Below are 13738 nucleotides of genomic sequence, written 5' to 3' on the forward strand. Positions count from 1 at the left end.
TTTTGGACTTTTGAAGAATGGATACATAGCTACAGATAATTGAAAAAAAACTATAGCACACCTCATGACTGCTCCAGACTGTTATAGTTTTATAAAAAATTTCTGTATCTACATATACAAAATTAGTAAGTGCATGATTAAGGAAACTTCTTAAGGTAGGTAGTTTTCATGAGACGATCTATTGCATATCGCCAGATATTTCATCAATGTTTCAATGCAACATGCATTTTTACAAATGCAACATCAAGCATAAACTTTGTTAACAGACTGAGAACAATTAATCAGTCTATTCTCTTGGAATATCAAGCAATTATATTGCTTAACCCTGTTGGCATTTTACTTGCTAAGAACATTTATCACAGAAGTAAGTTTAATCGCCAAAATACTTTGTTGCCTGAAAATAAGTATTTAACTCATTTAACCATCATCAGCTAGTTCACAGGGGGAAAGTTTATGAGCCTCGGTCTAACCGCTCTAGAATTAGCGCGAATACAATTTGCTTTTACAGTATCCTTCCATATTATTTTTCCGGCCACCTCCATCGGTCTTGCCTGCTTTTTAGCAGTGTTAGAGTGGAAATGGTTAAGAACCCAAAACCCGATTTATAAAGATCTCTTTAAATACTGGATTAAGATCTTTGCCGTTGCCTTTGGTATGGGTGTGGTCTCGGGCGTGGTCATGAGTTACCAGTTCGGTACGAACTGGAGTGAATTTTCACGTGTCGCCGGAAGTATTACTGGTCCCTTACTTACCTATGAAGTCTTGAGTGCCTTCTTCTTAGAAGCAGGTTTCTTAGGCATTATGTTATTTGGTTGGGGACGTGTTGGTCCTCGAGCCCATTTCTTCGCAACACTTATGGTTGCCATCGGAACATGTATTTCCATGTTCTGGATTCTATCTTCAAATAGCTGGATGCAGACACCTCAAGGCTTTGCCATCGAAAATGGCATTATTGTGCCAAAAGATTGGTTTGCAATTGTCTTTAATCCATCCTTCCCTTACCGCTTTGCCCACATGGGTGCAGCAGCCTTCTTAGTTTCATCATTATTGGTGGTCGGAACATCTGCATGGCATTTAGTAAAAGGCCGTCGTGATGAATTGGTGAAAAAATCGTTCTCGATGGGTTTATGGATGGTGCTTGTGACATCTTGTTTGCAAGTGGTGATTGGCGATAACCATGGTTTAAACACCCGTGAACATCAACCAGCCAAACTTGCGGCAATGGAAGGTCACTGGGAAACCAATCACAATGAACCGATGCCATTATTGCTATTTGCAATTCCAGATATGAAAGAAGAACGTAACCACTTCGAAGTGGGTGTTCCTTATTTGGGTAGCTTAATTTTAACACATAGCTTAGATGGCCAAGTGACAGGTTTAAAAGATTTCGCACCTGAAGACCGTCCAAATTCAACCATCGTTTTCTGGAGCTTCCGTGTGATGGTGGGTCTTGGTGTGCTCATGGTCACTCTGTCTTTAATTGCGCTTTGGTTACGTAAGCGTGGAAAACTCTATGAAACATCATGGTTTCATAAATTTGCTGTAGTGATGGGGCCTGCGGGTTATGTGGCAATGCTGGCTGGCTGGATTACTACCGAAGTAGGCCGTCAACCGTGGGTTGTATACGGGATTATGCGCACTAAAGACGGGCTTTCACATACCGTTTCGGCAGATCAGGTTGGGCTTAGTCTCTTTATTTTTGTGGTGGTCTATACCATCGTTTTTGGTAGCGGTATTTACTACACCTTAAAACTCATTAATAAAGGCCCTGTATTTATCGATACACCAAATATTGAAACTGGTGGCGTTGGACACTTTAAAACACCAATGCGTCCACTCAGTGCTGTCGATGAAAACCTTGACGATAATCAAAAATCTGGGGAGAAACATCATGATTGATCTTTCTTTAATATGGGTCGGTATTATTGGTTTAGGTGTTTTAATTTACGTGGTCATGGATGGTTTTGACTTAGGAATCGGGATTATGTTCCCTTTCATTAAGAACAGCCAAGAACGTGACGTCATGATGAATACCGTCGCTCCTGTCTGGGATGGTAACGAAACCTGGATGGTTCTCGGTGGTGCTGGTCTATACGCAGCATTCCCACTGGTTTATTCAACAGTTTTATCAGCACTCTACCTGCCTATCATTTTCATGGTCATTGCCTTGATTTTCCGTGGAGTTGCTTTTGAATTCCGTTTTAAAGCTCATCGAACCAAACACCTTTGGGACTTGGCTTTCATTTGGGGTTCAGTTTTAACGAGCTTCCTTCAAGGGATTATTTTGGGTGCTTATATTCAAGGAATCAAAACCGAAAATGGTATTTTTGCTGGTGGGTCTTTTGATTGGCTTTCCCCGTTTACCATCTTTACAGGTATTGGCGTAGTTGCCATGTATGCCACTTTAGGCTGTGGATGGCTGATTTTAAAAACCGAAAAAGGTTTGCAGCAACGTATGTATGAGCTTATGCCAAAGCTGATCATTGCACTGCTCATTATTTTTGGTGGCGTGAGTTTATATACACCGTTGACTCATCCTGAAATTGCAGATCGCTGGTTCTCTTTACCAAACCTGTTCTATTTTAGCCCAGTACCGATTTTGGTCTTATTGTTTGTTGGTCTGATTTTATCGGCATGTAAAAAACAGGATCATGACCTTAAACCATTTGCATATACATTAGCGCTCGTTTTCCTTGCATTTACTGGTTTTGTGATTAGTTTATGGCCATATATTATTCCGCCATCAGTCACAATCTGGCAAGCCGCAGCACCGCATTCAAGCCAGATGTTTGCTTTGGTCGGTGCACTTATTCTGATTCCAATTATTATTGCTTACACCATTGTTTCTTATTGGGTATTTAGAGACAAAGTTCGTGTAGGTGACGAAGGTTATCATTAAGTATGGAGGGTTTTATGAAAAAGTCATCCGTTAAACTCAATCAAACCCAATGGTTTATTCTGCTATGGATCGGTGGTTTTTTAGCCTTAGCTGTGATTGCGGGATTGTTTAAAGTGATATTGATTTATGCAGCCCCTTACTTAAAGTAATTCCAACTTTCTAAACAAATGCCGTTTGTAGATTCTGCAAACGGCATTTATTATTGATTCAGTGCATCTTTTTTTATTTTGTGCAGCTCATACATGTATAAATCAGAACAACTCGCTCATAGCATTCGCCAACTCATTGAGAGCGGCACTTTAATTGCGCATGAAAAATTACCTTCATTAAGAGATCAGGTACAACGCTCTGGCTTTAGTTTAATGACCGTAATGAATGCTTATCAGGAGCTTGAATCACAAGGTCTGATCTATTCAAAAGAAAAGTCTGGCTACTTCGTTGCCGAGCAAATTGCACTAAAGCCACTCGAACAATATTCAGTTGTTTCACTGAACTCTAAAATTGAAATTAATTCATTAGTTTTTAAATATCTTAAGTCAATTCAACATGAGTCCGTCGTACCTTTTGGTTCAGCTTTTCCGGACAGTCAGCTTTTAACAGCACCCAAACTTATTCAAATTATGGGGCAACTTGCGCGCCAAAGACAAAGTTATGACCAGACAACCAGTTTGCCTCCCGGTAATTTAGCCTTAAGAAAACTAATTGCTCAGCGCTACTGTATGCAAGGCATACAGACCGACCCAGATGACATTGTCATTACATCTGGAGGTTTAGATGCACTGAACCTTTCGCTACAAGCGGTCGCTCAACCCGGCGATTATATTTTATTACAGCAAACTGTGTTTTATGGGGCTTGGCAAGCCGCCGAGCGTTTAGGACTTAAAGTGATTACCATTCCTGAACATCCACAACATGGTTTTGACCTAGAGGCATTTGAACAAGTCATTCAAACCTATCCAATCAAAGTGTGCTGGCTCATGCTCAACGCCCATAACCCGATTGGTTTTACTGTTAGTGATGACATTAAATATAAAATTGCCAAGTTGCTTCATGAACACCAAATTTATTTGATTGAAGATGATGTCTATGAAGAGCTTTTTTATGGCGGTCAAAAACCACTTTCAATGAAGTATTTTGACCAACAAAATCTGGTGCTTCACTGCTCGTCTTTTTCTAAAACATTAGGTGCAGGTTTTCGGGTCGGTTGGGTTTATGCGGGTAAATTTTCAGACCATATTCAACACTTGCAACTCATGAGTACCATTTCAGTCAATGCACTCATTCAAAATGCATTAGTCGAATTTTTGTCACATCATCATTATGAAAAGCATTTGCGTACACTTAGACTTTCACTTGAGCGTTATAAAAAGCAGTTTTATCACTATTTAAAGCAGCATTTACCGAGCTCTTGCGAAGTGTATTACTACCCGAGTGGCTATTTTCTATGGGTCAAACTTCCTAGTACGCTAGACAGTATGCAAGTTTATGAAGAATTGATTCAGCAAGATATTGGCGTTGCGCCAAGCCCTTTGTTTAGTGTTTTACCCTCACAACAGCATTATTTGAGAATTAACTGTTCTTTTGAATGGAACACTAAAATTCAAAGCGCATTAGATCAAGTTATCAAAACCATTCAACAAAGAGTTGAAGCAAGTATCTAAAGAAATGCTTCGACCTAAGCACAATTTTATAGACTTTATTTTGTGGTAACTTTATAGCTCAAATCTATAGTTTTAAGGGAAACAGTTTCAAGGAATTAATATGGAAATTGATGAAGAACTCACCCTTAAAAAAATACAGATTTTTTTAGCTTTTATGCGCTGTGGAAATTTGTCTAAAACAGCCACAGAAATGCAGTTGAGTAATGTCAGTGTTCATAAAGCCTTACATTCTTTAGAAAGTGCTTTACGTTGCCCTCTTTTTAAAAATGAAGGCCGTAACCTCATTCCTTTAAAAAGTGCTTATGTCTTTGAGGAACGGGCACAAAAAATAGTACAAGACATTTTTATCACCGTAAATAAAACCAGAGAAGCAGCAGGTTTTGCGGCTAAGGTTTTACATTTAGGGTCTCTTTATTCTTTGACGGTAAATACGATTCCAAATGTGATTAGCGGTCTTAAACTCAGACGTAGTGAGCTTGATATTCAACTGTTGCTGAGTTCAAATCAGGATTTGGTGAAAAAGCTGAAAGCAACTGAGCTTGATGCCATTATCGTGGCTTTAAATGAAACCACTCAAGATGATGACTTTGAAATTTTACCGATGTTTTCAGATGACATTTTTTTGGCCGTCAATAAAGATTCAAAATATGCCGATTTTAAAGATATTGATTTAAGCCTTTTAAAAGAAGAAACTTTTTTAACTTTAACTAAGGGTTTTTCAACTCATAACGACAGCGACATTATTTTTAAAAAAGCAGGTTTTTCACCAAAAGTTGCTTTACAGGTCAATGATATTTTTACCTTAATTAGTATGGTCAGCTCAGGTGTCGGTTTTGCTCTACTACCCGGCCGTATTTCTGCAGTTTATGAAAGCTCAGTCAAACTCATTCCGCTAAAACAGCAATATCACATGCAACAAGAAATTGGACTGGTCTTTTTAAAAAGTAAAGAACGCGACCCTAACTTACTTGCCCTGATTGCTGAATGTCGAATGTTTACGACTAATTTTAAAAGATAAATATCGGCAACTTATTAAAGAATAATCAGTTGCCGTTATAGGATTTTCAAAAATTTATCCAAAAATTGCATTAACCGTTAGGAAAAATAAAGAAGGTCCAAGTAAACAGCCAAGTCCTGTATAGAAGGTTGCAACCAATGCTCCATAAGGTACAAGTCGTACATCAGTACCAGCTAGGCCTGCTGCAGTGCCACTGGTTGTTCCTGCTAAACCGCCAAATACCATCGCTGAGCGTGGACTTTTTAAGTACATGAATTTAGCAAGCAGCGGCGTACCGACCATAAAGAAAACTGACTTGATTAAACCAATTGCAATAGAAAGTGCGATGACATCAGAACTCGCGCCAATTGCAGTGCCAGTAATTGGACCTACAATATAAGTCATTGCGCCTGCACCGATCGTTGTCATCGAAATGGGATCTCGATAGCCCATGCTCCATGCAACCAAAACCCCAATTGCAAAAGGCACAACACAACCAAGCATTAATGCAATTAGACCAATTTTGCCTGCTTTCTTCACTTCTTTCACATCAACTTCAAATGCAGTTGAAGCAATCGCTAAATCACGAATCATGGCTCCGCCCAACAGCGCAAAACCAGAAAAAATAGCGATGTCCGAAACACCTTTGGTTCCCTGCGTATAAACTCCCGCAAAGTAAGCAACAACCAAACCTAAAGTAATCGCAATTGCAGAACTTTGTAGTTTTCCCTTCGTCAAATATTTTGAGAGTAGATGGGAAACAAACATCATTAAACCCGTTACTGCAAGAGCAGTAACTAATGCATTTTTTGATAACACAGCAATTATAGCGTCCATCATTTAAATCCTTTTTGATTGAACTTTTTGTAGTTTATGTTGCTTAGGCTATTTTTTCCTTGGGTTCTATCGTCCATTCATATGTTTCATAGTCACCACTCATTCTATTTAAATAACGGATGACTAAAACCGTGCCAATTAACGATGCAATAGAGACAATCAGCCCTAACATGCCACCCGATAATGCTGCAACAACATTTTGACCTGCCGACATCGCAACAACGATCGGAATATACATACCTGACCAATACAAGACGCCAAATTGTGTGACTTGAGGTAAGTAACCTTTTTTTGCCAATAATTCTTTAGATAAAATCAATAGAATCATTGAAATAGCAACGCCACCGACATTCGCTTTAACGCCTAATACCATGCCTAAGGTGTTGCCAAGATAGTCGCCTAATAAATGACAGATCGCTAATATTGCTGTTCCATATATAATCATTGTAAATCCCTCATATCCTTGGGTTATTACTCAATTTTTAATTTGTATTGTAGTTACAAAGAAGCATTATTTTCATTTTGCATTGCTAAATGAATGCTGTCTAAACGTGTTCCCTGAAATGACAATACAGTTCCTTCTTTAAACGTTCGACGTGCAAGTGCAGTAAGTACCGTTCCCGGCAAAGCTTCTATCTGTAACCTTACACCTCGCTCCCATGCAGCTTGGATAGTACTTTCCCAATCTACAGTTCGACTCATATTAAAAGCCAAGTCATCACCAATCTGTTCTGGCCTGATAAGCGTACGAGCCGTTGTACCACTTAAATATCGTATTTTAGGCTGCTTTAAAGTCACTCCCTCCATAGACGCTGCAAGTTGCTTTGCTTGCTGACTTAATAATTCACAGTGCGATGGCACCGATACATCTAATTTTTTTGCCACCACGCCTTGTTGCTTTGCCAAAACAGCAACTTGGTTCATGGCTTCAAAGCCTCCTGAAATAACGATCTGGTTATGTGCATTAATATTTGCGACAAACACCTCTGGCGTTATTTCATAAATCTGTTTGACCCACGTTTCAACAGCTGCACGGTCTGTACCAATCAGAGCAGTCATACCATATCCAGTTGGATAGGCGTTTTGCATGAGTTCACCTCGATAGGCAACCAAACGAACGGCATCCTCAAAGGCTAAAACTCCCGCTACAACAGCAGCCGACCATGCACCAATCGATAGACCAGCCACATAATCAGGTATTAAGTTTTCCTCAGTGAATAGTGCAGAACTCACCACACCTGAAATCAGTAAACAAAGCTGTACTGCACGTGTCGATTGCAATGCAGCTGCACTATCTAGCATCAAGACATCTTCTTTGAGTGCATCTGATGCACGCTCAAGGTATTCTTTGACCAGAGCGGTTTGAGGTAAGTCGTGCAGCATATTGCTTCGTTGCACACCTTGTCCCGGATATACCCAAATTGAAGCCATGATATCTATTCCCTAATTCCATGGGTTTTCTACTAAAACTGCACCATCAGGTCGTTTCAATAGAACTTTTTCGCTATTCCTAGCCCATTCTTTTAACGCCAACCCACCTTGTGAAAGTTGTAGCTGTACATCCACATTGAGTCCTGCTTGCTGAAAAGTTTCGAGTAGCTCAATCGCCTGCTTTTTGGCAAAAGGTTGTTCAGCTCGGATCAACAAATCTATATCACTTTGCTGAGTTACCGTTTTAATACCAGTTGCCAGCTCAAACCCGAAACTTCCTGTATATCCCCAACATCCTGAAAAGTTTTTCATAATGCTGGAAATGCTTTGTAAACGTTCTGCCAAGTGTGCAAACTGTTGCGTATCTATGCGAGTCAGCGCTTCTGGCTTAAGCTGTTTGCTGATTGCTGATCGTGGCATTTGAGCTGCATATCGTTGATAGCGAAATTGTCCTCTTATACCCACAGCCACCTGATCTTCAGGAGTAATTTCCCGTCGAACTACAACGGGATCACCGCGTAGTAACACCTCTTTCACCCAAAGTGGGGCATCATCGACCAAGCAATCGACCGTCATACCCCACAACAAATCATGGGCTTCGAGCTTAAGTTTCATGACCATTGCTCACGCAATAATTCACGGACTTTTTTAGACATTTGACGGTTTTGGCCATGAAGTCTTTGTTCAAGTCCTCTCGATTGATCAGCATTAATTTCTTTAAATGCTTGAGCAATTGTCTGCTTCGCTAACAAAAGATCATCGTTTGTCGGTTGTTCAGGGTTTTCAACAGATAACAGTTCAGATAACAAACCTAGAGTTGCATAACTTTCAATGTCATAAGCCATTGGCGGAATGCTTGATGCCAATTGCTCTAACTCATCAACCGATCGCAAGGTAACACGTGCAGCAGATTCCTTACCCATCGCATGCACCATAACACCTGAATCTTTTAAGGCAATAATACGATTGGCTTGGTATCCATGCGCCAAGAAAGCACCCGACATCGACCTACCAACCAATAAACTCACAATAGGATGGCCTGCCAATCTGGCCCTGGTATAACTATCTACTGCACCTGCTAAAGCTTGATGAATACCTAATAATTCTTCGCGGCGTCCATAGGCCTGACTTGGAACATCAACCAAACATAAAATAGCGCGTTTAGTTTCAGCCTGTGCATCGACTTGAATCACGTCATCAACCGCTTTTGCCAGACTCCAACCTTCCAGCAGTCCAACTTCACCTTGTCTCGCGCGTGGGAACAGATTATTGCTGTCTTGGACAACTGCAATAACACGTACCGCTTGCTGATCAATCTGACCATCAGCTACCCAAACAGAAGCTGGAAAACCTTCAACTGTCTTAAAGTCCTGTGTAAATGCTTTAAACCAATGTGCACCACGAGTAGATGCTTTTAATGTATCAACGGCGATATTCATGCTTGCTCTCCTTGATACAAAGCTTGAACCTGTGCTGGGGTAATCTGCTCAGCAGTATCAACTTGTTGCAGCTTTTCTAAATAGAATGTGTAATTTGAACTACGATGCTGATGAGGTACGCCTTGAGTTAAATAATCGATGACTTGCTGACGAATTTTCTGGCGATCATCGTCTACATAAGCATCTGCCAAACCACTAGTGAAGCGCTGATTACCACCAGTAATACTCCATATAAATGGGCGATCTTTGGCGTTATATTCTTGAACACCAGCTTCTTGTTCAATTACTTGCGGGCCATTTAAGCCTAAACGCCCTTCTTGTGTCATTACAATATAGCTACATAGGCCAGCCGCAATTGACATACCGCCAAAGCACCCTACACTGCCTGCAACTACAGCAATGACGGGTTGATACTGACGTAAGTTCACAATGCTAGCCTGAATCTCAGCAATTGCAGCCAAACCCAGATTTGCTTCTTGTAGGCGAACGCCGCCCGTCTCTAATAGTAAAATTGCCGCTGTTGGAATACCTTTCAGATTGTCTTCAACCGCAAGTTCTAAGGCACCTGCAATTTTGGCGCCCCCCACCTCACCTAAACTTCCACCTTGAAATAAACCTTCAATTGAAATTAAAACCACTGGGCGTTCTTGAATAGATCCTTTTGCAATCACTACCCCATCATCGGCTTGCGGTACGATATTTTGCTTAACGAGCCAAGGCGACATAACACGTGCAAATGGGTCGAGTAACTCTCGAAAAGTCCCTTCATCTAATAGCGCTTTAACGCGTTCTCTTGCACTGAGTTCAATAAAATCTTGTTTATTTAACAAACTCTGAATATCAGTCATGAGCAATCTCCTCTAATGCTTGTTCCAGACGTAAGCGAACGACACCGGGAGTTGCACCAAAGTCATGAATATCAATATTGACCGCTGGTGGTATTTGCGCAGTAAAAATCCGTTCAAAAAGATTGTGCCAACGTGCAGCACTACCATCTACTGAAGTCACCACTTGAATAGAAGCTTTTCCAGTTTCACCAGGTTCCATCAAAATTTCTAAATCACCCGAACCAACACATCCTACCAATGCTTTTTTTACAGATGGCTCTGTGGCCACAAATTCAAAATGAAGTGTTTCCATAATCAAAATCCCTCTTTATTTTTTGACAGATGTCTGCTCAACACGATCTATCAATAGTGTTGCTGCCAACAAATCTGCGGCACCACCAGCGGAAGCTTTCATCCGAAGCAGGTCAATCTCTAAAAGATGCAAGGCACGTCGACCTTCTAAGCTTGAGCTACCGCCCAAATCCAATACTTGCTGAGCACCTTGTTGCATACGCTTTAAACCAGATGTGCCAGAGCGATAAAGCACACAGGTATCGGTCAAATCTGTCATCATGGCAAGTAAGGCATCTAAGCGAGCGAACTCTTCTTTCATGGGTTTACCACGACTTTGATAAAGTTGCTTTAAACCAAATTTCACAATAGTTGGAAAGCCTTGTTGTGCCTGTTCTTTGGCACCTAAGATGCCTAATTTTTTCTGTACTTCTTGACCATGACTCAAAGCCTGCTTTGGAATAAAGCGATCTTCAAGCTGGGCAATCTGGCCTGCTAACTGGCATAGCTCAACAGCCGATAAATACTGTTGATTCGTGCGCGCCAATGCTGCTGCCGTAACCATTAAACCCAAAGCCCAAATTGCGCCGCGATGTGTATTTACACCATCTGTCGCCAACATCATGCTCTTTTCACCTTGACGGCCAATTTCTCCAATGTCTTCACGCAAAGCTAAACAGACTTTTCCATGATGCTTTGCAGCTTGGGCCATTGCATCAAACATAGGCCTTAAACTTTTCGCAGAGCGCTCCATTAATTCCAAAGTCAGGTCATCATGCGCACCACTGCCACGACGATCAACCAATGCTGGTTTCGGTGTCAGATTAACTTCATCAATTAACGCTTCGACCGCCATATCTGCCAAAAGCTGACTATCGCTGAGCGTTTGATATTGAACTTGTGCCATCATTACCAACTCCTGAATTTTGCAGGGGGTTGATATAAGCCATCTGACCATGTCACCAAGTCGGCAATATTTTTCGCCGCTAAAAGTTCACGTGTGGCATCGGTACGGCGAATACCTAAATCTTCAGGGAATACAACCAGACCTTCACTTCTCAAACGTGCTGTTGTTTTCGGATCTTGAGTTAAACCAATACTGGTCACACCTGCTACCGCAGCAATCATGGCTTGACGTTCTTCTTGGCTGCTTGCTTTATATAGATAAGCAATGCCTTCTTCGGTGAGTAAGTGAGTGACATCATCGCCATAAATCATGATCGGAGCTAAAGGTAGGCCTGCAGTTTTAGCAACATCAATCGCATCAAGGCGATCTACAAAAGTTGGCTTGCCACCCTCTTGGAAGGTTTCCACCATTTGCACCACCAGCTTTTTACCACGTGCCAAATAGGTTTCTGTTTCATTGGCACCTTGCAAGCGCATATCTAGCCATGCTGGCGTATCGTGACGACGGCCACGCGGATCATGCCCCATGTTTGGTGCACCACCGAAACCAGCCAAACGACCTTTGGTAACAGTCGAAGAATGCCCCATGCCATCAACTTGCAACGTTGCGCCAATAAATAGATCAACGGCGTATTGACCTGCAAGCTGACACATCATGCGGTTGGAACGTAAAGCGCCATCACGACCTGTAAAGAAAACGTCGGGACGAGCAGCAACATATTTTTCCATACCGAGTTCAGTACCAAAACAATGGACGCTTTCAACCCAACCTGTTTCAATCGCTGGAATTAAGGTTGGATGCGGATTCAATGTCCAGTTTCGGCAAATTTTTCCTTTTAAACCTAAAGACTCACCATAGGTCGGTAAAATCAGTTCAATTGCCGCAGTGTTAAAACCAATACCATGGTTTAACGATTGCACATTATGCTTTTCATAAATTCCGCGAATTGCCATCATCGCCATAAGCACATGCACTGGCTTGATGTGTTTCGGGTCACGAGTAAATAACGGTTCGATATAAAATGGCTGATCTGCCACCACCACATAATCAACCCAAGAAGCAGGAATATCGACACGTGGTAAATCTGAAACGTCATCGACCAGTTCATTGACCTGAACAATCACAATACCGTCACTAAAAGCCGCCGGTTCAATAAGTGCTGGAGAATCTTCGGTGCTAGGGCCTGTATAGATATTGCCTTGGCGGTCCGCCATAAAACCCGCCGAGAGCACCACATTTGGAATGAGGTCGACCACCAAACGTGAATACAACTCGATATAGGTATGAATGGCACCAATCTCTAGTAAACCATCTTCAATTAACTGACTAATACGTAAACTTTGTGGGCCAGCAAAAGAAAAATCGAGCTTACGCGCAATCCCTTTTTCAAACAGATCAAGATGTTCCGAACGCCCGACACTTGGCATAATCATATGCAAATCGTGCAAAATATCTGGATTGGTTTGAGCCAAAGAGCGCGATAAGAAATCTGCTTGTTTTTGGTTATTCCCTTCGAGTACAACCTTGTCACCCGGTGTAATTAAGGTTTCTAAAACTTTAATAATGTCCTGAGTTGGAATGACCACACCATCGGTATATTGGTTTGCCATCTCTAGTTTTAGTTGTTTGGCATGACGCCGCTTTGTCCATAACCGTTCTTTATTCTGAACTGATCCTTCCATGTGCTTACCTATAGATCGCAGTTTTGTTCTGAATCTATAAAAACGCTTTATGGAGTTTCGATCAATCAACCTAGATGAGTTGTTATTAACTTCAGGTTAATGATTATCACAGCTTCTCTCTTCTGGCTAAGCCAAAAAAGAGAAAAACAGCTTGCTTAAAATTCCTTTTAGCGCGGTTTATTCAACATCCATTCCAGATTTTGGCGAACCGCAGGCCACTCATGTTTTAAAATGCTGTAAACGTGAGTGTCCCGCAAAATATCATCTTTCACAATTTGATGGCTTCTTAGCACACCGTCTAGCTTTGCACCCAAGCGTACAATCGCGGCTTGACTTTGAACATTTAAAGAAGATGTGCGTAACTCAACCGCAATACAGTTTAAAGTCTCAAATGCATGAGCCAACAATAGCTTTTTACATTCAGTATTTACAGGCGTACGTTGTGCAGACTTTCGATACCATGTTGAGCCAATTTCTACACGGCGATGGGCTTCTTCAATATGCATTAAAGTTGTCATGCCCAGCGCTCGTCCCGTTTTTCGGTCTTCAATATAAAATGGCAACATAGAGCCGGATTTTTGCAAATCAAGACGTCTTTCAATTTCAGCAGTCATCTGTTCAGGTCTTGGCACACGGGTATACCAAAGATTATAGAGTTCCCCATCGCAAACGGCCTCTTTGAGCGCTTCAGCTTGAGTTACATCTAGCGGCTTTAAAATAACGTGTTCACCCAATAACTCAACAGGTGTAGTCAAAGGCATCTTTAT

General features: G+C 41.4%; 14 protein-coding genes and 1 pseudogene. 5 read left to right on the forward strand and 10 right to left on the reverse strand.

Features of this window, described 5'->3' with window-relative positions:
• The first annotated feature begins 453 nt into the window (after positions 1 to 453).
• The 5 genes from J536_RS08730 to J536_RS08750 all read left to right on the forward strand — a co-directional run bounded on the left by J536_RS08730 (position 454) and on the right by J536_RS08750 (position 5578).
• Positions 454 to 1899: a cytochrome ubiquinol oxidase subunit I gene (locus J536_RS08730; protein ID WP_032062640.1), complete on the forward strand. Its 1446-nt coding sequence runs from the start codon at positions 454 to 456 to the stop codon at positions 1897 to 1899.
• Complete coding sequence (gene cydB, locus J536_RS08735; RefSeq protein ID WP_005076463.1) at positions 1892 to 2899, forward strand: cytochrome d ubiquinol oxidase subunit II; 1008 nt, start codon at positions 1892 to 1894, stop codon at positions 2897 to 2899. Before J536_RS08730 ends, cydB begins: the two co-directional genes overlap by 8 nt.
• Positions 2900 to 2913: 14 nt before the next feature.
• Entirely contained in the window at positions 2914 to 3048 is a 135-nt protein-coding gene (locus J536_RS25000; RefSeq protein ID WP_005076466.1) for a hypothetical protein, read from the forward strand.
• 93 nt (positions 3049 to 3141) lie between these two features.
• Positions 3142 to 4560 carry a PLP-dependent aminotransferase family protein gene (locus tag J536_RS08745; RefSeq protein ID WP_032062641.1) on the forward strand — a complete coding sequence of 473 codons (1419 nt, stop codon included), beginning with the start codon at positions 3142 to 3144 and terminating at the stop codon, positions 4558 to 4560.
• 100 nt (positions 4561 to 4660) lie between these two features.
• Positions 4661 to 5578 (forward strand): LysR family transcriptional regulator, encoded by a 918-nt coding sequence (locus J536_RS08750; protein ID WP_032062642.1) that lies wholly within the window; start codon positions 4661 to 4663, stop codon positions 5576 to 5578.
• A 54-nt stretch (positions 5579 to 5632) separates the two neighbouring features.
• On the opposite strand, the gene madM is transcribed toward J536_RS08750, so the two are convergent.
• From madM to J536_RS08800, 10 genes and pseudogenes are all read right to left on the reverse strand, one after another.
• The gene (gene madM / locus J536_RS08755) at positions 5633 to 6394 is read right to left on the reverse strand and encodes a malonate transporter subunit MadM (RefSeq protein ID WP_032053681.1); all 762 of its coding nucleotides are present in this window, start codon (positions 6392 to 6394) and stop codon (positions 5633 to 5635) included.
• A gap of 43 nt (positions 6395 to 6437) precedes the next feature.
• A complete protein-coding gene (madL, locus tag J536_RS08760; protein WP_005076475.1) occupies positions 6438 to 6839 on the reverse strand; it encodes a malonate transporter subunit MadL in 402 nt (133 codons plus the stop codon).
• A 53-nt stretch (positions 6840 to 6892) separates the two neighbouring features.
• A complete protein-coding gene (gene mdcH, locus J536_RS08765; RefSeq protein WP_032062643.1) occupies positions 6893 to 7825 on the reverse strand; it encodes a malonate decarboxylase subunit epsilon in 933 nt (310 codons plus the stop codon).
• 12 nt (positions 7826 to 7837) lie between these two features.
• Positions 7838 to 8446 (reverse strand): malonate decarboxylase holo-ACP synthase, encoded by a 609-nt coding sequence (locus J536_RS08770; protein ID WP_080776904.1) that lies wholly within the window; start codon positions 8444 to 8446, stop codon positions 7838 to 7840.
• Entirely contained in the window at positions 8437 to 9264 is an 828-nt protein-coding gene (mdcE, locus tag J536_RS08775) for a biotin-independent malonate decarboxylase subunit gamma (RefSeq protein WP_032056346.1), read from the reverse strand. The genes J536_RS08770 and mdcE overlap by 10 nt, the downstream gene beginning before the upstream one ends.
• Positions 9261 to 10112, reverse strand: a complete 852-nt coding sequence (locus J536_RS08780) for a biotin-independent malonate decarboxylase subunit beta (RefSeq protein WP_032062644.1) — start codon at positions 10110 to 10112, stop codon at positions 9261 to 9263. The genes mdcE and J536_RS08780 overlap by 4 nt, the downstream gene beginning before the upstream one ends.
• Positions 10105 to 10404: a malonate decarboxylase subunit delta gene (locus J536_RS08785; protein ID WP_032062645.1), complete on the reverse strand. Its 300-nt coding sequence runs from the start codon at positions 10402 to 10404 to the stop codon at positions 10105 to 10107. The genes J536_RS08780 and J536_RS08785 overlap by 8 nt, the downstream gene beginning before the upstream one ends.
• Before the next feature lie 2 nt (positions 10405 to 10406).
• Positions 10407 to 11292 (reverse strand): annotated as a pseudogene (locus J536_RS08790) (triphosphoribosyl-dephospho-CoA synthase).
• Positions 11292 to 12971, reverse strand: coding sequence for a malonate decarboxylase subunit alpha (gene mdcA / locus J536_RS08795; RefSeq protein WP_000399241.1), 1680 nt, complete (start codon positions 12969 to 12971; stop codon positions 11292 to 11294). Before mdcA ends, J536_RS08790 begins: the two are co-directional and overlap by 1 nt.
• Before the next feature lie 167 nt (positions 12972 to 13138).
• Complete coding sequence (locus J536_RS08800; protein ID WP_032062648.1) at positions 13139 to 13732, reverse strand: GNAT family N-acetyltransferase; 594 nt, start codon at positions 13730 to 13732, stop codon at positions 13139 to 13141.
• Between the last annotated feature and the right edge of the window lie 6 nt (positions 13733 to 13738).

Source organism: Acinetobacter sp. 809848 (genome assembly GCF_000581275.1).
Taxonomy (GTDB): Bacteria; Pseudomonadota; Gammaproteobacteria; order Pseudomonadales; family Moraxellaceae; genus Acinetobacter; species Acinetobacter pittii.